Origin of the sequence: Streptomyces akebiae, assembly GCF_019599145.1 — a bacterium.
Lineage (GTDB): Bacteria > Actinomycetota > Actinomycetes > Streptomycetales > Streptomycetaceae > Streptomyces > Streptomyces akebiae.
The window spans coordinates 5895237-5918438 of the sequence record NZ_CP080647.1 but is presented as its reverse complement, the minus strand read 5'-3'; the positions used below and the strand labels follow the sequence as shown (position 1 = coordinate 5918438).

Annotated in this window: 19 protein-coding genes and 1 pseudogene; 7 read left to right on the top strand and 13 right to left on the bottom strand. The window is 71.3% G+C overall.

Going from position 1 to position 23202, the window contains the following annotated elements:
* Positions 1–37: 37 nt before the first annotated feature.
* Positions 38–796: a DUF6227 family protein gene (locus K1J60_RS25580; RefSeq protein ID WP_220648224.1), complete on the top strand. Its 759-nt coding sequence runs from the start codon at positions 38–40 to the stop codon at positions 794–796.
* 71 nt (positions 797–867) lie between these two features.
* On the opposite strand, the gene K1J60_RS25575 is transcribed toward K1J60_RS25580, so the two are convergent.
* The 5 genes and pseudogenes from K1J60_RS25575 to K1J60_RS25555 all read right to left on the bottom strand — a co-directional run bounded on the left by K1J60_RS25575 (position 868) and on the right by K1J60_RS25555 (position 7277).
* A complete protein-coding gene (locus K1J60_RS25575; RefSeq protein WP_220648223.1) occupies positions 868–1146 on the bottom strand; it encodes a hypothetical protein in 279 nt (92 codons plus the stop codon).
* Between the two features lie 179 nt (positions 1147–1325).
* Entirely contained in the window at positions 1326–3431 is a 2106-nt protein-coding gene (locus tag K1J60_RS25570) for a PTS fructose transporter subunit IIABC (RefSeq protein ID WP_220648222.1), read from the bottom strand.
* Positions 3432–3603: 172 nt separating this feature from the next.
* Positions 3604–4551, bottom strand: a complete 948-nt coding sequence (gene pfkB, locus K1J60_RS25565; RefSeq protein ID WP_220648221.1) for a 1-phosphofructokinase — start codon at positions 4549–4551, stop codon at positions 3604–3606.
* A 149-nt stretch (positions 4552–4700) separates the two neighbouring features.
* A pseudogene (locus tag K1J60_RS25560) lies at positions 4701–5456 on the bottom strand (DeoR/GlpR family DNA-binding transcription regulator); the annotation flags it as partial.
* A 204-nt stretch (positions 5457–5660) separates the two neighbouring features.
* Positions 5661–7277 (bottom strand): MFS transporter, encoded by a 1617-nt coding sequence (locus tag K1J60_RS25555; protein WP_259407913.1) that lies wholly within the window; start codon positions 7275–7277, stop codon positions 5661–5663.
* Positions 7278–7340: 63 nt separating this feature from the next.
* Here K1J60_RS25555 and K1J60_RS25550 point away from each other — a divergent pair, with 63 nt between their 5' ends.
* The gene (locus K1J60_RS25550; protein WP_220648220.1) at positions 7341–8315 is read left to right on the top strand and encodes a helix-turn-helix transcriptional regulator; all 975 of its coding nucleotides are present in this window, start codon (positions 7341–7343) and stop codon (positions 8313–8315) included.
* A 663-nt stretch (positions 8316–8978) separates the two neighbouring features.
* On the opposite strand, the gene K1J60_RS25545 is transcribed toward K1J60_RS25550, so the two are convergent.
* Positions 8979–9977: a sigma-70 family RNA polymerase sigma factor gene (locus K1J60_RS25545; RefSeq protein ID WP_220648219.1), complete on the bottom strand. Its 999-nt coding sequence runs from the start codon at positions 9975–9977 to the stop codon at positions 8979–8981.
* Between the two features lie 193 nt (positions 9978–10170).
* Here K1J60_RS25545 and K1J60_RS25540 point away from each other — a divergent pair, with 193 nt between their 5' ends.
* Entirely contained in the window at positions 10171–10689 is a 519-nt protein-coding gene (locus K1J60_RS25540; protein WP_220648218.1) for a GNAT family N-acetyltransferase, read from the top strand.
* An 11-nt stretch (positions 10690–10700) separates the two neighbouring features.
* On the opposite strand, the gene K1J60_RS25535 is transcribed toward K1J60_RS25540, so the two are convergent.
* Together K1J60_RS25535 and K1J60_RS25530 are read right to left on the bottom strand one after the other, a co-directional pair.
* Positions 10701–11051 carry a DUF1330 domain-containing protein gene (locus tag K1J60_RS25535; protein ID WP_220648217.1) on the bottom strand — a complete coding sequence of 117 codons (351 nt, stop codon included), beginning with the start codon at positions 11049–11051 and terminating at the stop codon, positions 10701–10703.
* 168 nt (positions 11052–11219) lie between these two features.
* The gene (locus K1J60_RS25530; protein WP_220648216.1) at positions 11220–12002 is read right to left on the bottom strand and encodes a dioxygenase family protein; all 783 of its coding nucleotides are present in this window, start codon (positions 12000–12002) and stop codon (positions 11220–11222) included.
* Positions 12003–12209: 207 nt separating this feature from the next.
* Here K1J60_RS25530 and K1J60_RS25525 point away from each other — a divergent pair, with 207 nt between their 5' ends.
* Positions 12210–12716, top strand: a complete 507-nt coding sequence (locus tag K1J60_RS25525; protein WP_220648215.1) for a MarR family winged helix-turn-helix transcriptional regulator — start codon at positions 12210–12212, stop codon at positions 12714–12716.
* A 171-nt stretch (positions 12717–12887) separates the two neighbouring features.
* Here K1J60_RS25525 and K1J60_RS25520 read toward each other — a convergent pair whose 3' ends face one another.
* The gene (locus tag K1J60_RS25520) at positions 12888–14444 is read right to left on the bottom strand and encodes an MFS transporter (protein ID WP_220648214.1); all 1557 of its coding nucleotides are present in this window, start codon (positions 14442–14444) and stop codon (positions 12888–12890) included.
* Positions 14445–14630: 186 nt separating this feature from the next.
* On the bottom strand, positions 14631–15290 hold the full coding sequence (locus K1J60_RS25515) for a TetR/AcrR family transcriptional regulator (protein WP_220648213.1): 660 nt from the start codon (positions 15288–15290) through the stop codon (positions 14631–14633).
* 394 nt (positions 15291–15684) lie between these two features.
* Here K1J60_RS25515 and K1J60_RS25510 point away from each other — a divergent pair, with 394 nt between their 5' ends.
* The 3 genes from K1J60_RS25510 (at position 15685) to K1J60_RS25500 (ending at position 20030) form a co-directional block, all read left to right on the top strand.
* Entirely contained in the window at positions 15685–17016 is a 1332-nt protein-coding gene (locus tag K1J60_RS25510; RefSeq protein WP_220648212.1) for a M6 family metalloprotease domain-containing protein, read from the top strand.
* A 408-nt stretch (positions 17017–17424) separates the two neighbouring features.
* Positions 17425–19194: an IclR family transcriptional regulator domain-containing protein gene (locus tag K1J60_RS25505; protein WP_220648211.1), complete on the top strand. Its 1770-nt coding sequence runs from the start codon at positions 17425–17427 to the stop codon at positions 19192–19194.
* A 92-nt stretch (positions 19195–19286) separates the two neighbouring features.
* Entirely contained in the window at positions 19287–20030 is a 744-nt protein-coding gene (locus K1J60_RS25500) for a TetR/AcrR family transcriptional regulator (protein WP_220648210.1), read from the top strand.
* Positions 20031–20070: 40 nt separating this feature from the next.
* On the opposite strand, the gene K1J60_RS25495 is transcribed toward K1J60_RS25500, so the two are convergent.
* The 3 genes from K1J60_RS25495 to K1J60_RS25485 form a co-directional block, all read right to left on the bottom strand.
* Positions 20071–20967: an ABC transporter permease gene (locus K1J60_RS25495; RefSeq protein WP_259407912.1), complete on the bottom strand. Its 897-nt coding sequence runs from the start codon at positions 20965–20967 to the stop codon at positions 20071–20073.
* A 2-nt stretch (positions 20968–20969) separates the two neighbouring features.
* Positions 20970–21704, bottom strand: a complete 735-nt coding sequence (locus K1J60_RS25490; protein WP_259408312.1) for an ABC transporter permease — start codon at positions 21702–21704, stop codon at positions 20970–20972.
* Positions 21705–21848: 144 nt separating this feature from the next.
* On the bottom strand, positions 21849–23051 hold the full coding sequence (locus K1J60_RS25485) for an ABC transporter ATP-binding protein (protein WP_259407911.1): 1203 nt from the start codon (positions 23049–23051) through the stop codon (positions 21849–21851).
* Positions 23052–23202 lie beyond the last annotated feature (151 nt).

Below are 23202 nucleotides of genomic sequence, written 5' to 3'. Positions count from 1 at the left end.
ACCCACAAGGTGACATGCAGCAACGCCGGGAGAAACCTTGAGCGTTCCGTACGAGACGGCAGCGTACGAGCCACCCGAGTCGCCCGAGTCTCCTGAGGAGCACCTCGCGCGACTCCTCGGCCGCGCCCTGAACTCCTTCGAGCTGCCCGACGAGGCGATACGGCAGCTCGACTGCGCTCTCGCGCACGACAGCTCGCTGCACTCCGCGCACTACAGTTCGGGGCTGCATCGGGCGACGTACCGGCACACCTGGCTGCTCGCCGACGGCTCGGCGGTGACCTTGTGGGAGCTGGTGCACAACACGGTGCCCGGCAGCGACATCCAGCACGAGGTGTACACGGACGACGAGGAGCTGCGGGCCGCCACCGCGCGGTTGCCGCTGCCGTCGGACGCCCCCGACTTCGAGCTGCCGGTCACGGTGGAGCTGGCGGCGTTGCCCGAGCCGCGTCACGAGTACGTGCCGGACGACTCGGCGGATCACGCCCGTCGGCTGCTGCGGCGCGCGGAGAACCCGGACCCTCCGGGGGACGAGTTGGCCACGCTGCTGCTGCGGACCGCGTTCGCGCACGAGATCACCCAGGCCTTCGGCCGCCCTCACCGCCCCGCGCGCCGGGGTCGGCCCGGCCTCAGCTTCTCGCTCTACGAGCATGCTTTCCTGCTCACCGACGGGCAGGAGATCTCCCTCTGGGAGGTCGAGCACACGGCCACTCCGGACGGTCGCCACATGTGCGAGGTGTACGCGTCGGAGGACGCGGCCCGGGACGCGATGGAACGCCGGGCGGGGACGCTCGGCTGACCGACGCCGGGCGGGGACGCTCGGCCGACCGACGCCGGGCGGGGACGCTCGGCCGACCGCAGGAAGGCGTCTCAGGCCAGACGGTCGTCGCTGAACTGGCGGGCCAGGAAGGCGAAGGCGTCCTGTTCCGCCGGCGTCAGCTCCACGTGTTCGACGTGGGGGCCCTTGCGGCGCTGATGGGGCAGGCCGCGCAGCCGCTGTCCGCGTCGGCGGGCCAGGTCGGCGAAGCGGCCGTGGTGGATCTCGCGGTCGCGGCGCAGTACCCGCACGAGCACAGCGACCCAGATGACCGCTGCGAGGGCGAGGGCGGCCCCGCCGAACAACTGGAGTATCGACACGTGCTCAGGCATGCCGTCCAGTAGACACCACCGGATGGGACTTTGAGCCCGGACCGTGACGTATCTCGCAGGTGCGGCTTACACGTCACACCGGTTGTAAAGGCGCCCAAAGGGGCGCACGGGGCGGAAACGCGGACGGCCGCGGCCCCCTCTCGTGGGAGGGGGCCGCGGCCGTCGTACCGGTCCCGGGTTCAGGCCGCGACCGGCTCCTTCGTCTCCGCCGTGGCGGCGGGAGCGGACTGCGGGGCGGCGCCCGGCTGGGTCTTGCGCATGCCCTTCAGGACGATGACCAGGCCGGCCGTGACCGCGGTGCCGATCGCGATGGCGAGGAGGTAGAGGAACGGCTTGCCGATCAGGGGGGTGACCCAGATGCCGCCGTGCGGGGCGCGCAGGGTCGAGCCGAAGGCCATGGCCAGCGCGCCGGTGACCGCGCCGCCCGCCATGGAGGCGGGGATGACGCGCAGCGGGTCGGCGGCCGCGAACGGGATCGCGCCCTCGGAGATGAACGAGGCGCCGAGCACCCAGGCCGCCTTGCCGTTCTCGCGCTCGGCGGTGGTGAACAGCTTCTTGCGGATCGTGGTGGCGAGGGCCATGCCCAGAGGCGGGACCATACCGGCCGCCATGACCGCCGCCATGATCTTCATCGCGGAGTCACTGGGGTCCTGCACGGCGATACCGGCGGTGGCGAAGGCGTAGGCGACCTTGTTGACCGGGCCGCCGAGGTCGAAGCACATCATCAGGCCGAGGAGGACGCCGAGGAGGATCGCGTTGCTGCCGGAGAGGCCGCTCAGCCAGTCCGTCATGCTCTTCTGGGCCTCGGCGATGGGCTTGCCGATCACGATCAGCATCAGGAAGCCGACGATCATCGAGGAGACCAGCGGGATCACGACCACGGGCATGATGCCGCGCAGCACCGGCGGGATCTTGATCCGCTGAATGCCGAGGACGACCCCGCCGGCGATCAGACCGGCGGCCAGGCCCCCGAGGAAGCCGGCGTTGATGTTGGCGGCGATCATGCCGCCGACGAAGCCGGGGACGAGGCCGGGTCGGTCCGCCATGCCGTATGCGATGTAGCCGGCGAGGACGGGGATCAGGAAGCCGAAGGCGACGGCGCCGATCTGGAACAGCAGGGCGGCCCAGCTGTCGACCTGGAGCCAGTCGAAGTGTTCGGTGACCGGCTTGGCGTTGTTGATCTCCCAGCCGCCGATCGCGAAGCCGAGGGCGATGAGGAGACCGCCCGCGGCGACGAACGGGACCATGTAGCTCACGCCGGACATCAGCCACTTGCGCAGCTTGGTGCCGTAGCCGTCGCCGGAGTCGCCGGCGCGGTCGACGGGGGTGCCGGGGCGGGCGGCGGCCGTGGTCTCACCGCGTTCGGCCTTGCCGCGGACCTCGGAGATCAGTTCGGCGGGGCGGTTGATGCCCGCCTTCACACCGACGTCGACGGTGGGCTTCCCGGCGAACCGGTCCTTCTCCCGTACGGGGACGTCGTGGGCGAAGATCACGCCGTCGGCGGCGGCGATGACGGCCGGGTCGAGGCGGGTGAAGCCGGCCGAACCCTGTGTCTCGACGACGATCTCGACGTCACCGGCGTCGCGGCCGGCGTTCTCCAGCGATTCGGCGGCCATGTAGGTGTGCGCGATGCCGGTGGGGCAGGAGGTGACGGCGACGATGCGGAAGGGACGGGCCTCGGCGGGGGCCGCCGCTTCGGGCGTCGTCGGGGCCGGGGTCGCCGGGGCGGGTGTCGCCGGGGGTGTGCTGCCCGCGGCGGCGTCGGGGGAGGCCGTTCCGCCCGACGCCGCCGCGGAGTCTTCGGTGCCCTCGGTGGCTTCGCCGCTCTCGGTGCCGTCGGTCGCGGCGTCGCCCCGGATCAGGGCGGCGGCGCGGGCCGCGTCGTCCACGGCGCGCAGCGCGTCCGTGAAGTCGGTGTTCATCAGCTGGCGGGCGAGGGAGGAGAGGATCGTCAGGTGCGCGTCGTCCGCGCCCGCCGGGGCGGCGATCAGGAAGATCAGGTCGGCGGGGCCGTCGGGTGCGCCGAAGTCGACGCCGGCCGCGCTGCGGCCGAAGGCGAGGGTCGGCTCGGTGACGTGCTCGCTGCGGCAGTGCGGGATGCCGATGCCGCCGTCGAGGCCGGTCGGCATCTGTGCCTCACGGGCCGCGACGTCGGCCAGGAAGCCGTCCAGGTCGGTGACCCGGCCCTTCGCCACCATGCGCTCGGCGAGGGCACGCGCCGCCGCTTCCTTCGTATCGGCGGACAGGTCGAGGTCGACCAGGTCCGCGGTGATCATCTCGCTCATCGCGGGCTCCTTCGCACGCGTATCGCCCGGGTGCTGGGGTGGGCGGGGGTGGGGACGGAAGTGTGGGGGGCGTGGGCCTCGGGGGCCGACCAAGGGAGGGTGGGGAGGGGGAGAAGGGGGGCTAGGGGTAAGGAAAAACGAAGGTTCGTTCGCGGGCGTCCGCTCACGGCTCTCATGACACCGGCTCCCTCAGCGCACGGTCCGCCGGAACCTCCGCCGTCACCGTCACCGCTGCCGGGTCGAGGTCGCCGGGGGTCGGCATGACGCTGCCCGGGAGCTGGACGGCGGCGGCTCCGTGGGCCACGGCCGAGGCGAGGGCTTCGGGGCCGTGGCCGCCGGCGATGAGGAAGCCGGCGAGGGAGGAGTCGCCGGCGCCGACGTTGCTGCGGACGGCGTCGACGCGGGCGGTGCCGAACCAGGCTCCGGAGGCGTTGACGAGGAGTTGTCCGTCGGCGCCGAGGCTGGCCAGTACCGCGGCGGCGCCCATCTCGCGGAGTTCCTCGGCGGCCTTGACGGCGTCGCCGACGGTGGCGAGGGGGCGGCCCACCGCTTCGGCGAGTTCCTCGGCGTTGGGCTTGACCACGTCGGGGCGTTCGCGGAGCGCGGCGAGGAGGGCCGGGCCGGAGGTGTCCAGGGCGATGCGGGCGCCGGCGGCGTGGGCGCGGGCGACGAGTTCGGCGTACCAGGAGGGGGCGAGGCCGCGCGGGAGGCTGCCGCAGCAGGCGATCCAGGAGGCGTCGGCGGACTGGGCGTGGACGGTCTCCAGGAGGAGTTCCCGCTCGGCGGCCGAGAGCTCGGGGCCGGGCGCGTTGATCTTCGTCAGGACACCGTCCGCCTCGGCGAGGGCGATGTTGGAACGGGTCGCCCCGGCCACCGTCACGCGTGCGACCTCGATGCCCTGTGCGTCGAGCAGGTCCGCGACCAGTGCGCCCGGCGCGCCGCCGAGCGGCAGTACGGCCACGGTGCGGCGTCCCGCGGCGGCGACCGCTCGGGAGACGTTGACGCCCTTGCCTCCCGGGTCCATGCGTTCGCCGGTGGCCCGGATGACCTCGCCGCGGTCGAGGGAGGGGACCTCGTAGGTGCGGTCGAGGGAGGGGTTGGGGGTGACGGTGAGGATCATGAGAGGTGTTCTTTCCGGCCGTCGGTCGGACCGTTGATCGCGTCGGCGGTCCGGCTGTCGGTCTGGCCGTCGGGTCGGCCGTCGGACCGGCCGTCGGTCCGACCGCGGGTTGCGCCGTGGCTCCCGCCGGGGGACTCGGTGCCGGGGACGCGCAGCACTTCGGTGCCCTCGCGTTCGATGGCGAGTGCGTCCTCGGGGCTCAGGCCGGTGTCGGTGATCAGCAGGTCCACGTCGCTCAGGTCGCCGAAGCGGGCGAAGTGCTCCTGGCCGTGCTTGGAGGAGTCGGCGAGCAGCACCACGCGGCGGGCGGCGGTCAGCGCCGCCCGTTTCACGGCGGCCTCGGCGAGGTCGGGGGTGGTCAGGCCGTGGTCGGTGGAGAACCCGTTGGCGGCCACGAAGAGGACGTCGGCGCGGATCTCGCCGTAGGCCCGGAGCGCCCAGGCGTCCACGGCGGCGCGGGTGCGGTGGCGGACGCGACCGCCGACGAGGTGGAGCTGGATGCCGGGGTGGTCGGCGAGGCGGGCGGCGATCGGCAGGCTGTGCGTGACCGCGGTGAGCGTGGCCTCCAGCGGGATGGCGGCGGCGAGGCGTGCGATCGTCGTACCGGCGTCGAGGAGGACCGTGCCGTCGTTCGGGAGTTCGGCGAGGGCGGCCTGTGCGATGCGGTCCTTCTGGTCGGTCGCGGTGCCCTCGCGTTCGGCGAGGTCGGGCTCGAAGTCCAGGCGGCCTGCGGGGATCGCGCCGCCGTGCACCCGTTGGACGAGGCCGGCGCGGTCGAGGGCCTTCAGGTCGCGGCGGATCGTCTCGGCCGTGACCTGGAACTCCTCCGCCAGCGACACCACGTCCACCCGGCCGCCGTCACGGGCGAGCCGGAGGATCTCCTGCTGCCGCTCCGGTGCGTACATGTCCGTTCGCCTCCGACTGATGCCCGATTCTGTGGTTTCGCTCGGAGGCTACGCCCGGATTTCCAAAAAGTAAACAGGTTCGGGCAACACTCGGGCCGACTCGGACATGATCGGGCGTCAGGAGGCCTCCGGCGCGCCCATACGGCGCGCGAGTGGGGCCTCGCACCCACGAAGGTACGGGGCCCCACTCGCGCGCCGACCGGTCTAGTCGGCCGCGACGGCCGACTCATCGGTCCCCTCGCGCTCGCCCGCGTCCGCGTCCGCGTCCGCTGCGGAACGTCCCGGCAGGGCGAACATCAGCAGGAAGATCGCGATCAGGACCGCAGCCACCCAGCCGAGCGCGTACTCGAAGGCGTCGACGTAGGCGGGGCCGAGGTCGGACGGCGCCGGACGGTCGTCCATGACGCCGAAGAAGACCACGGCGACCAGACCGAGCCCGAGGGCGTTGCCCATCTGCTGGACCGTGCTGATCAGCCCGGACGCGGAACCGGCGTGCTCACGCGGCACCCCGGAGAGGATCGCGTCGGTCAGCGGGGCGACGATGAGCCCCATGCCCGCGCCCATCACGGTCAGCGGGAGCGCCATCTGCCAGGGGGTGATGGCGAGGCCGTACCGTTCGGACTCCGCCAGGTAGAGGAGCACACCGGCCGCCATCAGCAGCGCGCCCGCCTGGAGGACCTTGCGGCCGAAGCGCGGGACGAGTTTCTGGACGGACAGCCCGGCCGCGACCGACACGGCGAGGGAGAACGGGATGCCGGTGAGGCCGGCCTTCAGGACGCTCCAGCCGAGGCCGGTCTGGAGGTAGAGGGTCCAGACGAGGAAGAAGACGCCGAGGGCGATGCCGAACACGGTCTGGACGGCGATACCGGCCGCGAAGCTCTTCACCCGGAACAGGGACAGTTCGATCAGCGGGGATCCGTCACGCGCCGACTTGCGCCGCTCGTACGCCACCAGCGCCGCGAACACGCCGAGCGAGCCCGCCATCGAGACGTGGCCCCACAGCGGCCAGCCCGTCTCGTGGCCCCGGGTGAGCGGGTAGAGCAGCATCAGCAGCCCGCCGGTGACGAGCGCGACGCCGACGAGGTCCAGTTTCAGGGCCTGCGGGGCCTTGGACTCGGTGATGAAACGGCGGCCCAGGACCATGCCCGCGACGCCGACCGGCAGGTTGATCAGGAAGATCGCCCGCCATTCGAGACCGAGCGGGTTCCACTCGATGAGCAGGGCGCCGAGCAGGGGGCCGGAGACCGCGCCGAGCCCCACGATCGCGCCGAACAGCCCGAAGACCTTGCCGCGTTCGTGGGCGGGGAAGGTCGCGTGCACGATCGACAGCACCTGCGGCACCATCAGCGCGGCGGTCGCGCCCTGCGCGATCCTCGCCGCCACCAGCATCTCCGGGTTCGCGGCGAGACCGCACAGCGCGGAGGCGAGCGTGAAGCCGCCGATGCCGAGGAGGAAGATCCGGCGTCGGCCGTGGATGTCGCCGAGCCGGCCGCCGGTGACGAGGCCCGCGGCGAAGGCGAGGGCGTAGCCGGCGGTGATCCACTGGATCTGGCTGAACGTGGCGAGTTCGCCTCGCTGGATGGAGGGGACGGCGATGTTGACGATGGTGACGTCGACGAGGTCCATGAAGGCGGCCGTCATGACGACGGCGAGGGCGATCCAGCGGCGGCGGTCGGAGTCCTGGGGTGCGGGGAGCGCCGTCTCCGTGGCCGGGACCGTGGTCGGGTCGCCGACGGTTGCTTGTGACTGATCGCGCCCACGTACCGGAGTCGCGGACGCATCAGTCCCGCGCCCCTTCAGGGCGCTCGTTGTCGAGGTCATACAGGGAAACCTAGAGGGCCAATAGGCCAGATCGTGTCCTACTTCTCCGGCATGCTCGGGGGCATGACTACGGACACGCCGGCGCGGCTCCTCCAACTCCTCTCCCTCCTCCAGACACCCCGCGAGTGGCCCGGGGGTGAACTCTCCGAACGGCTCGGGGTGTCCCGGCGTACGGTGCGCCGGGACATCGACCGGCTGCGGGAGCTCGGCTACCCGGTGCAGGCGACGATGGGGGCCGACGGCGGCTATCGGCTGGTGGCGGGGAAGGCCATGCCGCCGCTCGTGCTGGACGACGAGGAGGCCGTGGCGATCGCCGTGGGGCTGCGGGCCGGGGCCGGGCACGCGGTCGAGGGGGTGGACGAGGCGTCCGTACGGGCGCTCGCCAAGCTGGAACAGGTGCTGCCGTCGCGGCTGCGCCACCGGGTCTCCACGTTGCAGGCCGCCACCACTCCCCTGACCAGCGGTGACGGGGCGACCGTCACGCCCGAGACACTGACCGTGATGGCCTCGGCGGTGGCGGGGCACGAGCGGCTGCGGTTCGCCTACCGCTCCGGCGACGGGACGGACTCGCGACGCCACTGCGAGCCGTACCGGCTCGTCTCGACCGGGCGCCGCTGGTATCTCGTCGCGTACGACCTCGACCGCGCCGACTGGCGGACCTTCCGGGTGGACCGGGTCGAGGAGCCCTTCGCCACGGGCGCCCGGTTCACGCCGCGCGAGCTGCCGACGGGGAGTGCGGAGGAGTATCTGAAGCAGTCGATGTACCGGCGGCAGGAGACGTACGAGTGCGACGTCACCTTCGCCGCGCCGGCCGAGTTCATCGCGGCCCGGCTGCCCCGGTGGTTCGGTACGCCCGAGCCCGTCGACGAGCACAGCTGCCGGTTGCGGGCCTCCGTCGGGGACTCCGTGGAGTGGCTGGCGGTCCGGCTCGCGGTGGTCGACTGCGATTTCACGGTGCATCGGCCACCGGAACTGGTGGGGTACGTAAGGGAGTTGGGGGCCCGACTGGCACGGGCGGCGGGAGACGCCGAAGGGTGAGGCACGGGTGAACGGCGCCTACGGTGCCTACGGTGCCTCTGACGTGCGGGGACGGCCGTCGCGGGGCCTCCGGCGGAGTGGGACTCTGTGGCACAATCTGCCGTTCGGGTCACCCCGGGGTTCAGGTCCGGGGTGGCCCGTCGGCGTGCGGGGCGGCAACGGTGGCGGCAGCCGGCGGCAGCGCCAGCGCCAGCGCCAGCGCCAGCGCGAGCGGCCCCCGGAAATCGAGCCGGGCTTCGGCGCCAGGGGGGAGGCGCCGAAGCCCGGCTCTGGGAGAGTCCCGGCGCTGGGGGGAGAGCGTCGGGACTCGGCTTCGGATGACTGCGGTCGCGGCGGTCGAACTCCGGGTCCCGGGCCGCACGGCTCCGGGCCGGTGAAGTCGGCCCGGAAGTCTTGTGCCCCGGGAACGGGGAGTTGAAGCGACGTAGTACGGCCAAGTAGCGGCGTAGTACGGCCAAGTAGCGGTGCACTACGACCAATCGGCGGCCAGAGTACGACCAAGAGTGTGGGTGACGTGCGGTCAAGGCGTGGCCGACGTACGACCGGGGGCTGCGGTCGGCGTACGGCCGGGGTGGGCGGCGTACGGCGGTAGGCCGGGCCGGGCCCCGTGGCGGCCCCAGGAGGGCGGGCCGTTACGGGGCCCTGGTCGGTGCCCGGGCTGGATCAGGCGGCGGCGTCGAAGCCGGTGTCGCGGGCGAGCTTCTTCAGTTCGAGCAGGGCGTGCTTCTCGATCTGGCGGATCCGCTCACGGGTGAGACCGTGCTCCTTGCCGACCTCGGTGAGCGTGCGCTCGCGGCCGTCCTCGATGCCGTACCGCATCTTGATGATGGACGCGGTGCGCTGGTCGAGGCGCCCGATGAGACCGTCCAGCTCCTCGCTGCGCAGCAGCGTCAGCACGGACTGCTCGGGCGAGACCGCGGAGGTGTCCTCCAGGAGGTCGCCGAACTGGGTGTCGCCGTCGTCGTCCACCGACATGTTCAGCGAGACCGGGTCACGGGCCCAGTCGAGGACGTCGCTGACGCGGTCCGCGTTGGAACCGAGCTCGGCGGCGATCTCGGCGGGCTCGGGGTCGCGCCCGTGCTCGCGGTTGAACTCGCGCTGCACACGGCGGATCCGGCCCAGCTCCTCCACGAGGTGGACGGGCAGCCGGATGGTGCGCGACTGGTCCGCTATCGAACGGGTGATGGCCTGACGGATCCACCAGGTGGCGTACGTCGAGAACTTGAAGCCCTTGCGGTAGTCGAACTTCTCCACCGCGCGGACCAGGCCGGCGTTCCCCTCCTGGATCAGGTCGAGCAGGGGCAGGCCGCTGCGCGGGTACCGCCGGGCGACAGCCACGACGAGGCGCAGGTTCGAACGGATGAAGACGTCCTTGGCCCGCTCGCTGTCGGCGACGAGGGCTTCGAGCTCGTCGCGGGTGGCGTCCGCCCTGGGCTCCTCCTCGCCGTCGAGGATCTGCTGCGCGAACACACCCGCCTCGATGATCTGGGACAGCTCGACTTCCTTGGCGGCGTCGAGCAGCGGTGTGCGCGCGATCTCGTCGAGGTACATGCCGACCAGGTCGCGGTCGGCGATCTCGCCGCCAGAGGCGCGAACGCTGCGAGCCGCGTCGGTCCGGCCGGAGGCGGACGAACGACGAGCGGCGACGGCACGGGTTGCCATGCGTGCTCCCTTGCGATGGTGGGCTGGCAGGGTCGTATCTGGTCCTACGTGGGTCGTGATGCGGCCGCTCGGACACTCTCCCGAGTGCCCTGCTTCCGAAGGAAACAACGACTGGAATCAGGACAGAATTCCCAACCCATCCCACTATTTTTCTGATCTTGCAGTACCCTGTGCCGCCACAGGAGGAGGCGTGATGTCAGCGGAGTCCGCAGAGGTGCAGGTCAGACCAGGAGTCGAGACCGACCTCGCCGCTCTCACCGACATCTACAACCACTACATCCGTGAGACGCCCATCACATTCGATACCGCTGTCTTCACCCCGGAAGAGCGCCGCCCTTGGCTGCTCTCCCACCTTGAAGACGGACGGCATCGTCTGATGGTTGCCGCCGAGACGGGTTCACAGCGGATTCTGGGGTACGCCACGAGCAGCCCGTTTCGCGCTAAACAGGCGTACGACACCTCGGTGGAGGTGTCGGTGTACCTCGCCCCGGAGGCGGGCGGCCGGGGCGTGGGCACGCTGCTGTACAAGGCGCTGTTCGAGGCGCTCGCCGACGAGGACGTGCATCGCGCCTACGCCGGCATCGCCCAGCCGAACGTGCCGTCGACCCGGCTGCACGAGCGCTTCGGGTTCCGGCACGTCGGCACCTATCGCGAGGTCGGGCGGAAGTTCGGGCGGTACTGGGATGTCGCCTGGTACGAGAAGGGGCTGTAGGACCTCCGGGCTCACCGCTCGGCGGCCAGGGCCTCCCTCATGACCTTCGCGGTGGCGCGCGGGTCATAGCCCGCGGGTACCCCTTCGACCAGGATGATGTCGCCCTCGATGTGGCGTGCGCGCAGGGGGGCGATCTCCTGGTAGGCGGGCGAGTCCCACCAGCCGCGCGCCTCGTCGATACCGGGGAAGCCGATCACCACGACGGCCCCGGGCCAGCTCCCCTCCTTCACCTCGTGCGGGGTGACGTGCACGAGGAAGCGTCCGCCGTACGGCTCGAAGGTGGCGGGGATGCGCTCGATGTACTCGGCGATCTCCGGATGCGGGGCGGCGTCCTTCAGATGGGCGATGGCGTAGGCGGGCATGCGGGTCCCTCCGGTCGGTCGGGTCGGTCGGGCTGCGTACGCCGTCGAGCCTGGCAGGCGTACGGGCCCGGGTCGATGACCTGTCAGGTAAGCGACCCGGGCCCGTCAGGTGAGCGACCCGGGCCCGCACCCGCGCTCGCGGGTCGGCCGACCCCCGTGCCCGCGGGGTCAGCCGAACTGCACCGACCTCTTCGCCAGGCCCATCCAGAAGCCGTCGATCACCGACTTCTGGGCGTCGAGCTCCCCGGCGGCCTCGGCCGCGCCCATCGTGACGAAGAGGGGGGCGAAGTGCTCCGTGCGGGGGTGGGCCAGCTGTCCGGCCGGGGACTTGTGGAGGAAGTCGAGGAGGGCGTCCCAGTCCCGGGACTCCAGGGCGCGGTGGCCCCAGTCGTCGAACTCGGTGGACCAGGTGGGGACGCCGGGCTGCCTCAGGGCGGCGAGGTTGTGGGTGAAGAAGCCGGAGCCGATGATCAGCACACCCTCGTCGCGCAGGGGGGCGAGTTTGCGGCCGACGTCCATCAGCTTCAGCGGGTCCAGGGTCGGCATGGAGATCTGCAGGACCGGGATGTCGGCGTCGGGGTACATCTCGACGAGGGGCACGTACGCGCCGTGGTCGAGGCCCCGGTCCGGGATGTCCTGGACGGGGGTGCCGGGGGCCTGGAGCAGCTTGCGGACCGAGGCCGCCAGCTCGGGGGCGCCCGGGGCGCCGTACTGGACCCTGTAGTAGTGCTCGGGGAAGCCCCAGAAGTCGTAGACCAGGGGGACGGTGGAGACCGCGCCCAGGGCGAGGGGGGCCTCCTCCCAGTGGGCGGAGACCATGAGGACCGCCTTGGGGCGGGGCAGGGTCGCGGCCCAGCCGGCGAGTTCGCCGGGCCAGATCGGATCGTCGGCGAGCGGCGGGGCCCCGTGGCTCAGGTACAGGGCGGGCATGCGCTCGGTGGTGGCGGACATAGGGGTGACTCCCTCAACACATGCGCGACGCACACGACACACACGCCTCGGCGGGCCCGGCGGTCGCTTCTGTCTCCTTGGTCGCGCCCGGCACGCCAGGCGCTTGAGACCTCTCCCGACTCCCCAGTAGTTGAAGTCTCAATATTTGTTGTTTCACCTTACATCTCTATAGTTCAAATTTCAAGGAAGGCCTCGTACAGTGGGGGCATGAAGACCGCATCCGCCGACGAAGAACCCCGCTGGCTCACTGACGAGGAGCAGCGCACCTGGCTCGCCTACGTGCACGCCAAGACCCTGCTCGAAGACCATCTCGACCGCCAGTTGCAGCGCGACGCGGGCATGCCGCACCTCTACTATCACCTGCTCGTGGTGCTGTCCTCGGCGCCGCAGCGGCGGCTGCGGATGACGGAGCTGGCGATGCAGACGAAGATCACGCGATCACGCCTGTCGCACGCCGTGGCCCGGCTGGAGAAGAACGGCTGGGTGCGGCGCGAGAACTGCCCCGTGGACAAGCGGGGCCAGTTCGCGGTCCTCACGGACGGCGGGTTCGAGATGCTGTCCAAGAGCGCGCCCGGGCATGTAACGGCGGTGCGGCAGGCGCTGTTCGACCGTTTGTCGCCGGAACAGCAGAAAGCCCTCGGCGAGATCATGGAGATCGTCGCGGAGGGACTTCAGCCGACCGAGGCGGGCGCGGACCTGCCCTGGCTGCGTTAGAAGAACCTTTCCGGGCCTTTGCGGGCCTTTGCAGGCCTCTGCAAGCCTTTCCGTCCGGGGCGGGACGGGACGGGGCAGGCACGGGGTGGGAACGGGGCGGGCACGGGGTGGAGCAGGGACTCCCGCGCCCCTGCTCCACCCCGTTCCGTCATCGCCCGTCGAGTTCCCTGCTCAGTGGGCGATCACCGGGACCTTGACCTCGCTCGCGTCCTCGCCCTCGGCCGTGGTCGCCGTCATGTCGGGCTTGCCCGTCGTGACGAAGGTGAAGGCGATGGCGGCGGAGGCCACGAGGATGGCCACGGCGAACCAGATGGCGCTGGTGTAGCCGTTGACCATGCCCTGGAGCTGGACCAGCTGCGCGGCCGGCTTCGAGGTGGCCGAACCGATGTGGTCCGCGACGTAGGACGTGGTGGCGGACGCGGCGATCGTGTTCAGCAGGGCCGTACCGATGGCGCCGCCGACCTGCTGCGAGGTGTTGACCATGGCGGAGGCCACGCCCGCGTCACGCGGCTCGACACCGTAGGTCGCCAGGGACATCGCCGGCATGAACGCCGTACCCATACCGAGGCCGAGCAGCAACTGGGCCGGCAGGAGCAGACCGGCGTACGAGGAGTCGATCTCCATCTGGGTCAGCAGGAGCATGCCGAGGCCGGCGACCAGGAAGCCCGGGGCCATCAGCAGGCGCGGCGGGACCCGGGTCATGAGCCGGGTGCCGATCTGGGTCGAGCCGGTGATCATGCCCACGATCATGGGCAGGAAGGCGAAGCCGGTCTTGACCGGGGAGTACCCCTTCACGATCTGCAGGTAGTAGGTCAGGAAGAGGAACAGGCCGAACATCGCGATGATCGCGAGGCCGAGGGAGAGATAGACACCGCCACGGTTGCGCTCGGTGATCACGCGCAGCGGCAGCAGCGGGGCCTTGACCTTGGACTCGACGAACACGAAGGCCGCGAGCAGCACCGCGGAGGCGACGAACAGGGTGATCGTCATCGAGTCGCCCCAGCCGTCGGACTCGGCCCGCGTGAAGCCGTAGACCAGGCTGACCAGACCCAGGGTGGACAGGACCACGCCGGGGATGTCGAGCGGGGAGCGGTTGCGGCCGCCCGCCGGTTCACGGATGACGAAGTACGCGCCGACCGCGGCGATCACCGCGAACGGGATGTTGACGTAGAACGTCCAGCGCCAGTCCAGGTACTCGGTGAGGAAGCCGCCGAGGATCAGGCCCACGGCGCCGCCGCCACCGGCGATCGCGCCGTAGATGCCGAACGCCTTGGCGCGTTCCTTGGCGTCGGTGAACATCACCGCGAGGAGGGAGAGCGCGGCGGGCGCGAGCAGCGCGCCGAAGGCGCCCTGGAGCGCGCGGGCGCCCAGCATCATCGCCTCACCGGTGGCCGCGCCGCCGAGCGCGGAGGCACCGGCGAAGCCGATCAGGCCGGTGACGAAGGTCCGCTTGCGGCCCCAGAGGTCGGAGATACGGCCGCCGAAGAGGAGCAGACCGCCGAAGGCCAGCGCGTACGCGGTGATGACCCACTGGCGGTTGCCGTCCGATATCCCCAGGTCCTGCTGGGCGGACGGGAGGGCGATGTTCACGATGGTCGCGTCGAGCACGACCATCAGCTGGGCGAGGGCGATGAAGACGAGCGCTTTCCAGCGGTTGGCGTGCGCGTCGTCGGTTTCGGACGTCTTGGATGTGCCGACTGTTTTGGATGTGCCGACTGTTTCGGACATGGGGATACCCACTTCGGGACTTCGTGACGGAAAGATCGGTATCGGGTGACGGAAAAGGGCGTCGAGGGGTAGCGGCTCGTCGTCGGCGTCGACGACGGCCGTGAACTCAGCGGGTCAGGACAGGCGTCCCGGAGTCGAGGGCCAGGACTGAGGTCTCGGGATCGATGGCCAGGACAGGGGTGGGTCTCAGGACGGGCAGGGCCTCCGTAGGTCCTCCACGGTCACCGGGGTGCCGGGCAGTTCGGAGCGGGCCGGGGCGCGCAGTCCGTCCAGGAACAGTTGCAGATGGCGGTGGAGGAAGCGGTCGACGCCCGCGCACTGGGTGCCGGCCGGCGGCCTGCTGAGCTGGCTGACGGCGATCATCAGGTCGCCGACACCCACGTCGGGGCGGAGCTGCCCGGCGTCCCGGGCGCGCTGCATGATCCCTTCAACCTGCTCCTCCAGGCGCTCGCGCGCCGCCTCCAGGTCGGGGTGATGCTTGTCGAACGTGCTCTGGACCATCGGGCAGAGCGCGCTGACCCGTTCGTCGGCCGAGGTGTGCACGAAGCGCGAGAGCGCCTCGAACGCGTCACCGGTCTCGGTGAGCGCGACCTCGGCCGCGAGGGCCGTGCGGTCCATGACCGAGCAGACGACCTCACGGACCAGTGCGTCACGGTCCGGGAAGTTGCGGTACAGCGTGGCGTTGCCGACACCGGCCCGGCGGGCGATCTCGTCGAGCGGCACCTCGGGGCCGAACTCCACGAACATCTCCCGGGCGGCGGTGACGATCCGCTCCCGGTTGCGCAGGGCGTCCGCCCGGGGGCGAGCCACCTTGCGGCGCACGGCGGTGGCGGTGCTGCTCTCCACGGCGTACTCCTCTGCCTGATCCAGTGGTGTGGGGGGCGCCCGGTGACGATCCGGGGATGGAGTCCCCGTTTCGCTCGGACGAAGGGTTAAACGGGGAAACGTTCCCCGGTTATTTCCCCGCACCGGAGACTTTTCGAGTGACCTGAGTCACATGAGCGCGGGCGCAGCCCACGCCTCCGGAGGCGAACCCGCGTCGCTGAGGCGAACCCGCGTCGCCGGAGGCGAAACCCACGCCCCCCGCAGGTGAACCCCGCCTCCCCACGTCCCCCGCGTCCCCGGAGGTGAACCCCACGTTCGGACCTTCCAGCGCGCGCCCGCGCACCCGTCGACCCAGGGTGATCGAGAGGGCGCAGCCTTGTCACCGGACGGCTGCCGTGGAGCGAAGGGCGCGGGCATGCAGCAGCCGTTCCGCCGAAACGGGATACCTCCACGCCGGATACCTCCACGCCGGATACCTCCGCGCCGGATACGTCCGCGCCGGGCCGTGGCGCTCGCGTCCGTCACCGCCCTCACGCTCGCGGTCAGCACCTCCGCCGGGACCGGGCGCCTGATGGCGAAGGGCACGACGACGGCCGCGGGGGCCACCGCCGTGGTCCGCGGTTCGGCGCTCGGTCCCTGCATGATCCGCGGCCCGCTCGGCACCCAGATGTCCGAGGGCGTCCCGACCCCACCCGGCTACTCCCGCTCCACCGGCACGGTCCGCGCCCTCAACCTGATGATCGACTTCTCCGACGCCCCCGGTGAGGGCAGCGCGATGGCCCGCTTCGCGGAGTTCGCGCCCCAGACCCAGAAATGGTTCAGGACGAGTTCGTACGGCCGCATCGACTACCGTCCCGAGGCCCCGCTCACCGAGTGGCTGCGGATGCCGAGATCCTTCCGCTCCTACGACATAGAGCGCGGCGCCCCCTTCGAGCCCGGCTACCGCCGGCTGGTCGAGGACGTGGTGCGGGTCGCCGATCCGCTCGTGGACTTCCGGTCGTACGACCTCGTCAACGTCCTCGTCACCCCGAACGCGGGTCCTTCCGCCCTGGACACCGTCCTGTCGGTGACGTTCGCGGGCAACCGGGAGGCGCCGGTCGCGGACGGGGTGCCGGTCGCCAACGCGTCCTTCGTCTACAGCCGCCAGGACGACGGCTCGGGCTCGTACGGGGAGACCGGGTACCGGGTGCTCCCCCACGAGAACGGCCATGTCTTCGGCCTCCCCGACCTCTACACCCACGAGGGCGGGGGCGCGGTCGGGCACTGGGACATCATGAGCGAGGACTGGGGCGTCGACAACGACATGCTGGGCTGGCACAAGTGGAAGCTCGGGTGGCTCGACGAGACGCAGGTCTCCTGTGTGGCGACCGTCGGTTCCGCGGAGTACGTCCTGACGCCGCTCGCCACCGGGCACGGCGCGAAGCTGGTCGTCGTGCCGCTCAGCTCCCGCACGGCGTACGTAGCGGAGTTGCGGACACGGGCGGGCAACGACGCGGTGGTGTGCCGGCCGGGGGTGCTCGTCTACCGGGTCGACGCGGCCGTCGACACCGGCAACGGCCCCATCAAGGTCCACGACTCGCGGCGCGACAGCGGGGGGTGCACCCGCAGCCCCAACGTGCACGCGGAGTTGTCCGACGCGCCGTTCGTACCCGGCGAGACGTTCAAGGACGCGCGGGCGGGGGTGGAGATCGCTGTGGCGGGGGTGGATGTCGGGGGGAACCATCGGGTGGTGGTGAGTCGGCGGTGAGGGCGGGGGTGGGTGCGTGGGGGGTGGGGGGTGCGTGGGGGGGGTGCGTTGTCGGGTGCGGGTCCGGTGGGGCTTCTCGCGCAGTTCCCCGCGCCCCTGAAGGACCAGGCCCTGCTCCCCTGGAGGACCACGCCCTGCGCCGCTGAAGGACCAGGCCCTGCGCCGCTGAAGGACCAGGCCCTGCGCCCCTGAAGAACCAAGCCCTGCGGGCCTGAAAGACCACGATTCCGCGGCGCTGGATGACACCAGTTGCGCCCCTGAGAAGCACGGGGCGCAGCCCTCTGCTTCTCAGGGGCGCGGGGAACTGCGCGAGAGCCCCACCGGACCCGCGGCCGCCAAGGCACCCGCACCCCCGAGCCATCAGGCGCCCGGCACAGCGGCGCAGCCCAACCGCATTACCGTGAACCCATGCTCCCGAACGCCCCCGACGCGGCCGCGGCCTCCGCCTCCGCGCCCGCCGAAGCCGTCGCACCCCTGATGCGGGGGATCACCGTGCTGCGCCGGCTCACCGAAGCGGACGGAACGCTGAGTCCGAGCGCGCTGGAGAAGGCGACGGGACTGGCGCGTTCCACCGTGGACCGGATCACGGCGACGCTGGCCCGCATGGGCTACGTACGGCTGGACGGCCGTGACGCGGTCCTCGCCCCCCGGCTGATGGAGCTGGGCAACGCCTATCTGGCCGCCATCCGTCTCCCCCGCCTCCTCGACGCCCACGCGGACGCCCTCGCCGACGAGCTCGACGAGTCGGTGTCCCTGGCGGTCGGCGACCAGGACGGCGTCCGCTTCATCCACCAGGCCACCCGCCGTCGTGCGATGTCCCTCAGCTTCCGCATCGGCGACCTCCTCCCGGCCGAACGCACCGCGCCCGGCCCGCTGTTCGCCACCGAGTGGGACCCGGCCGACTGGGCCCGGTGGCGCGCCCGCCGCGCGGCCGACCCGGAGGGCCACGGTTTCCCGGCGGTGCCTCCGCGCGGCGGCGCCTACGACGACTTCGAGGACCGTACGGCTCGGGCGGGCGCCCAGGGGTGGGCGCTGGACGACCAGTTGATCGAACCGGGGCTGGTGGCGGTGTCCGTACCCGTGCGGGATCCGCGTACGGGACGGGTCGCGTGTGTGGCGAGCGTCGTCAGCCACACGAGTCGGCACACGGCGGAGTCGCTGCGCTCGACGCTGCTGCCCCGGCTGCGGGCGACGGTGGCGGAGATGGAACGAGAGCTGCGGGAGTCGAGAGAGGTACGGGATACGCGGGATTCACGGGATACGCGGGATTCACGGGATACGCGGGATTCACGGGATTCACGGGAGTCGAGGGAGGTACGCGGGGTCGGTGCCGCCGTCGGGGACGGCGGGCCGGGGTCCTCAGGGCTCGCCGCCTGGACGGGTGCCTCCAAGCAGGAACTGGGCCGGGAGTTCGTCGAGTCGCTCGCCCGGGGGCTCACCGTGATCACCTCGTTCGGCGAGGGCCGGGCCGCACTCACCCTCACCGAGGTCGCGCAGGCCACCGGGCTCGCCCGGGCGACGGCCCGGCGCGCGCTGATCACCCTCGAACACCTCGGGTACGTCGAGTCGTACGACCGGTTCTTCCGCCTGACGCCCCGGGTGCTGGGCCTGGGCTTCCCGCCCCTGTCGATGGTGCCCCTCCCCGGGATCGCCGCGCCGCACCTGACCGAACTCTCCACGCGCGTCCACGACTCGGCGTCCCTCGCGGTCCTCACCGGGGGCGGGGAGGAGGTGCAGTACACGGCGCGGGTCGCCACCAGCCGCATCATGAGCGTCAACATCACCCTCGGGACGCGGCTGCCGGCGTACGCGACGTCCCTGGGTCGGGTGATGCTCGCCGACCTGCTGCCCGAGGTCCCCCTGCCGGAGCGTCGCGCCCCGCTGACCCCGCACACGGTCACCGACCGGCGGGAGCTGCTGACCGTCCTGGAGCGGGTGCGGGACGCCGGATACGCCCTCGTCGACGGGGAGTTGGAGGAGGGGCTGCGGTCCATCGCCGTGCCCGTCCGGGAGCGGGGCGGGCGGGTCGTCGCCGCGGTGAACGTCGCGATGCACAGCAGCCGGCGGTCGGTCGAGGAGTGCGTGACGGAGGTACTGCCCGAGTTGCGGGACGCGGTGGGCCGGATCGAGGGGGAACTGGCGGTGGCGGGGATGTTCCGGCGCGTACCGGAGGTCTGACGTCCGCCGGGGGCGCCACGCGGTGAACCGGGGCACTGCGAACACCGTACGCTGGGCGCGTCAGCCGTACGCAGGCAGAGGAGACACGCCCCATGGCACCCGAGAAGCCGGCCAGGAAGCAGGAGGGGTTCCAGTCGGTCTGGACCCGGCCCCGGACCGGGCGGGAGCAGCCCGCGCTGAGCCGGGAGCACATCGTGGCCGAGGCGCTGCGGCTGCTCGACGAGGAGGGCATCGACGCGCTGAGCATGCGCAAGCTGGGCGCCCGCCTCAGCGCCGGCGCGACCTCTCTCTACCGCCACGTCGCCAACAAGGACGAGCTGCTGGAGCTGGCCGTCGACGAGATCTACGGCGAGATCGAGGTGACCACCACCCCCGACCCCGCGAACTGGCGCACCGATACGGCGAGTTGCGCCCACAGTCTGCGCACCACGATCCTGCGCCACCCGTGGCTCGCCTCCGTGCTCGGCGAGCTGGGCATGTCCTATCTCGGCCCGAACTGGATGCGGGTCTCCGAGGCCATGCTGAGGCTGCTGACCACCGCCGGGTTCCCCGCCGACGAGGCCGACCGGGCGCTCACGACGGTCGTCGCGTACGTCACCGGCACGGCCACCGCCGAGGCCGCCTGGCTCAACGTCCTCGCGCGCAGCGGCCAGGACGAGCAGAGCATGGTCGAACAGCTGTGGCCCGCCGCCGAGGAGGCCGCCCAGGACTATCCACTGCTGCGCGAGGGCTACGCCGAACAGCGCGGCACGGATCCCCGGGCGGCCCGGGAGGAAGGGTTCCAGTACGGCCTCGACCGGGTGCTGGACGGGTTGGCGACGCGGCTGAGCGGCTGAGCGGCTGAGCGGCTGAGCAAGTACAACGCCCCTGTTCCTCCTACCCGTTGACGCCCGTGTACTTGCTGAGGCTCCAGTTCCACAGCAGCCGGGACAGGACGAACGCGGTGAGGCCGATGAGGGGTGAGGCGACCGCGAGTGCCTCCGGCACGCCCATCGCGTCTCCGTGGCCCGTCAGTACACCGGCCGGGAAGTAGGCGATGAACGCGAGCGGCACGACGAAGGTGAACGCGGCGGACGCCGCCTTCGGGAGGATGCTCAGCGGGTAGCTGCCGAAGGTGCCCATCAGCTCCTCCAGCCACTGGCTCCAGTACGACGTGGCCGGGAAGTGGAACGCGGCGGCGGCCAGGGCCGTGAAGAGCGCGGCCTCCACCAGCATGCCGCCGAGGACACCGGCGACCACGTACGTGATCCGGCCCGCCGTCCAGTCCAGGGAACTGCGCTGGAGCGCGGCGACGAACAGACCGACCGCGACGACCAGGTCACCGATGGCGTTGACCGGGAAGAACGTCAGCTGGACCTGCCGGTAGACCGGCATCGGGCGGATCAGACAGGGGTCGACGACTCCTTCCTGCACGAGCATGTTCATGTACTGGATCCGGCCGAGGAAGAGCACGTACAGCCCGTGGGCCAGCATGCGCATGCTGGCGATGAGGAGCACGTCGGAGCTGGACCAGCCGCCGAGGCCGGGGAACCGGGTGAGCAGCACCGAGGCGAAGACGACGATGGAGACCTGCCAGATCGCTCCGACGGCGACACCCATCAGGAACTCGCCCCGGTACTCCAGCCGGGCCTTGAAGTTGAGCTTGGTGATCCGCCAGACGACGCGCCAGGCGTGCGCGGGCCCGTGGGGAATCGCCCGGGGAGCCGTAGGGGGAGCCCCCTGGGAAGCTCCGTGGGGAGCTCCGTGGGGAGCGGTGCTGTGTGTGGTCGCCATGGTCATCCTCCCTGGGACACGACGCGACGGCCGGCCAGGTCCCAGAGCCGGCGGGTGAGCAGCGCGAGCAGGACGACCCAGACGGCCTGGACCGCCAGCTGCCCGAAGGCGTCACCGACCTCGATCCGGCCGACGTAGATGGAGAGCGGCACACTGAGCGTCGCCTGGAACGGCAGGAACGAGCTGAGCGTGATGAACCAGTCCGGGAAGTACCAGAGCGGGGCGTACACACCGGAGAGCAGGTTCTGCGCGAAGACCAGGATCAGCAGGGCCGCCTCGTTGCGCAGGGTCCAGAAGCAGAGCAGGTCGACCAGCATCATCACGTAGTACAGGACGAGTTGGCCGAGCAGCATGCTCACCGCGAAGACCCCGGCCACCGAGGGGGAGGCGGGCGGAGGGACGACCCCCACGGCGAGACACAGTACGTATCCGGCGAGCACCCAGCAGAAGCCGTACAGCTGGTCGCCGAGGGCGCGCAGTGCGTAGTAGCGCTGGGGCTTCATCGGCCGCAGGTACCAGTAGACGATCGTCCCGAAGCGCAGATGCTGGATCACCATGTCGCGGCCCGCCTGCCGGTCGAGGCCGCGGATCCGGTTCGCGAGCACGGCGAGCACGGCGTAGCCGACTGCCTGGGTCTCGTCGAGCCCGGCGCTGGATTCGGTGTTCGCGTACAGCCCGCGCCAGAGGTAGATGACCAGGCAGACCTGGACGAAGAGCCGTACGGCGGTGGCGGACATCCGGGGCGGCGCGAGCAGTTCGCCCCGTGGGGTGATCCAGGAGACGCGGCGGGCCCGGGAGAAGGCGGCGGTGAGGCTGCGGAGTGTGGGGCGGGTGGGGGGTGAGGTTCGGGTGGGGGCGGACGGGGAGGTGGCGGTCATGGGTCAGCCGCCTTGGGGGGTGGAGGCGGAGTCGGGGGCGGAGTCGCCGACAGGGGCAGGGTCTGCGGTGGAACCGGCAGTGGAGGCGGCGGCGGAGGCGGCGGCAGTCGTTGCGGAGGCGACGGTGGCCAGGTGTCGGCCCTTCTGGGCCGGTACGTCGCTGAGGTAGGCGGCGCGCATGACGTCCTCCAGGTCGTTCTCCTCCAGCGCGAGGTCCGCGACCCGGAACCGCCCGATGATCACCTTGAGGGCCTCGTGGACGGTGGGGGCGTCCTCCCCGACCGGCCCGAACACGACCCGCGGCCCTTCCCGCCGCAGCACACCGATACCGGCGAACCCGGGCAGCGGAACAGGTCCGCCGGCCCCTTCGCCCTGCTCTCCCGTCTCGACCGACTCGACCGTCTCGACGTCGGCCGGGTCGGCGAGTGTGGCCCGGACCTGCCAGGTGCCGCCGAAGCGCCGCCGGATCTCCTGGAGGGAGCCGTCGAGGACGATCCGGCCGTGATTGATGAGCACGACGCGTTCGGCGAGGCGTTCCACCTCGGTCATGTCGTGCGTGGTGAGCAGGACGGTACGGTCGCGCTCCTCGACCTGATGCCGCAGGAACCGCCGTACCTGCTCCTTCACCACCACGTCCATGCCGATGGTGGGTTCGTCGAGGAAGACGACGGGCGGATCGTGCAGCAGCGAGGCGGCGAGATCACAACGCACCCGCTGCCCGAGCGACAGATGCCGGACCCGGGTGTCCCAGAACTCGGAGAGTTCGAGCAGCCCGTCGAACTCCTCGATGCGCTCCCGGAACCGCTCCTCCGGAACCCCGTAGATGTCCCGCAGGATCTCGAAGGACTCCCGGGCGGGCAGATCCCACCACAACTGCGTCCGCTGTCCGAACACGGCCCCGATGTTGTGGGCGTTGCGCTCCCGGTCCCGGTGCGGGACCACCCCGGCGACGAGTGCCTCGCCCGAGGTGGGCGTGAGGATGCCGGTGAGCATCTTGATCGTGGTGGACTTGCCGGCCCCGTTGGGACCGAGCAGCGCGAGCAACTCCCCTCTGCCCACACTGAAGTCGACGTCCTGCACCGCGACCTTGTCCACGCGCCGCGGACTGACGAGCGATCTGAGCGCCCCCGCGAGACCGGGTTGCCGCACGGTCGTCTGAAACACCTTGGACAGCCCACGCGCCTCGATCACCGCGGACAACGGCATCACTCCCCTTCACACGACCCGCTCGACATCTCGCCCGACACACCGTCCCGACACGCCACCCATACCGTCCACACTGTCCGATATGCCGAACGCCATTCGGAACGACTGCGGCATGCTAGGCCCACGCCCCGCTCCGGAAAACCGATTTGTT

Bases quoted from the DNA above. Each gene is read 5' to 3' on its own strand.
- K1J60_RS25550 (WP_220648220.1), top strand. From the start codon at position 7,341: ATGACTACGGACACGCCGGCGCGGCTCCTCCAACTCCTCTCCCTCCTC.
- K1J60_RS25490 (WP_259408312.1), bottom strand. From the start codon at position 21,704: ATGTCCGCCACCGCCGTACGGCTCTTCGTCCAGGTCTGCCTGGTCATC.
- K1J60_RS25505 (WP_220648211.1), top strand. From the start codon at position 17,425: ATGCTCCCGAACGCCCCCGACGCGGCCGCGGCCTCCGCCTCCGCGCCC.
- K1J60_RS25525 (WP_220648215.1), top strand. From the start codon at position 12,210: ATGAAGACCGCATCCGCCGACGAAGAACCCCGCTGGCTCACTGACGAG.
- K1J60_RS25530 (WP_220648216.1), bottom strand. From the start codon at position 12,002: ATGTCCGCCACCACCGAGCGCATGCCCGCCCTGTACCTGAGCCACGGG.
- K1J60_RS25495 (WP_259407912.1), bottom strand. From the start codon at position 20,967: ATGGCGACCACACACAGCACCGCTCCCCACGGAGCTCCCCACGGAGCT.
- K1J60_RS25520 (WP_220648214.1), bottom strand. From the start codon at position 14,444: ATGTCCGAAACAGTCGGCACATCCAAAACAGTCGGCACATCCAAGACG.
- K1J60_RS25540 (WP_220648218.1), top strand. From the start codon at position 10,171: ATGTCAGCGGAGTCCGCAGAGGTGCAGGTCAGACCAGGAGTCGAGACC.
- K1J60_RS25575 (WP_220648223.1), bottom strand. From the start codon at position 1,146: ATGCCTGAGCACGTGTCGATACTCCAGTTGTTCGGCGGGGCCGCCCTC.
- K1J60_RS25485 (WP_259407911.1), bottom strand. From the start codon at position 23,051: ATGCCGTTGTCCGCGGTGATCGAGGCGCGTGGGCTGTCCAAGGTGTTT.
- K1J60_RS25570 (WP_220648222.1), bottom strand. From the start codon at position 3,431: ATGAGCGAGATGATCACCGCGGACCTGGTCGACCTCGACCTGTCCGCC.
- K1J60_RS25555 (WP_259407913.1), bottom strand. From the start codon at position 7,277: ATGACCTCGACAACGAGCGCCCTGAAGGGGCGCGGGACTGATGCGTCC.
- K1J60_RS25535 (WP_220648217.1), bottom strand. From the start codon at position 11,051: ATGCCCGCCTACGCCATCGCCCATCTGAAGGACGCCGCCCCGCATCCG.
- K1J60_RS25500 (WP_220648210.1), top strand. From the start codon at position 19,287: ATGGCACCCGAGAAGCCGGCCAGGAAGCAGGAGGGGTTCCAGTCGGTC.
- K1J60_RS25545 (WP_220648219.1), bottom strand. From the start codon at position 9,977: ATGGCAACCCGTGCCGTCGCCGCTCGTCGTTCGTCCGCCTCCGGCCGG.
- K1J60_RS25510 (WP_220648212.1), top strand. From the start codon at position 15,685: ATGCAGCAGCCGTTCCGCCGAAACGGGATACCTCCACGCCGGATACCT.
- pfkB (WP_220648221.1), bottom strand. From the start codon at position 4,551: ATGATCCTCACCGTCACCCCCAACCCCTCCCTCGACCGCACCTACGAG.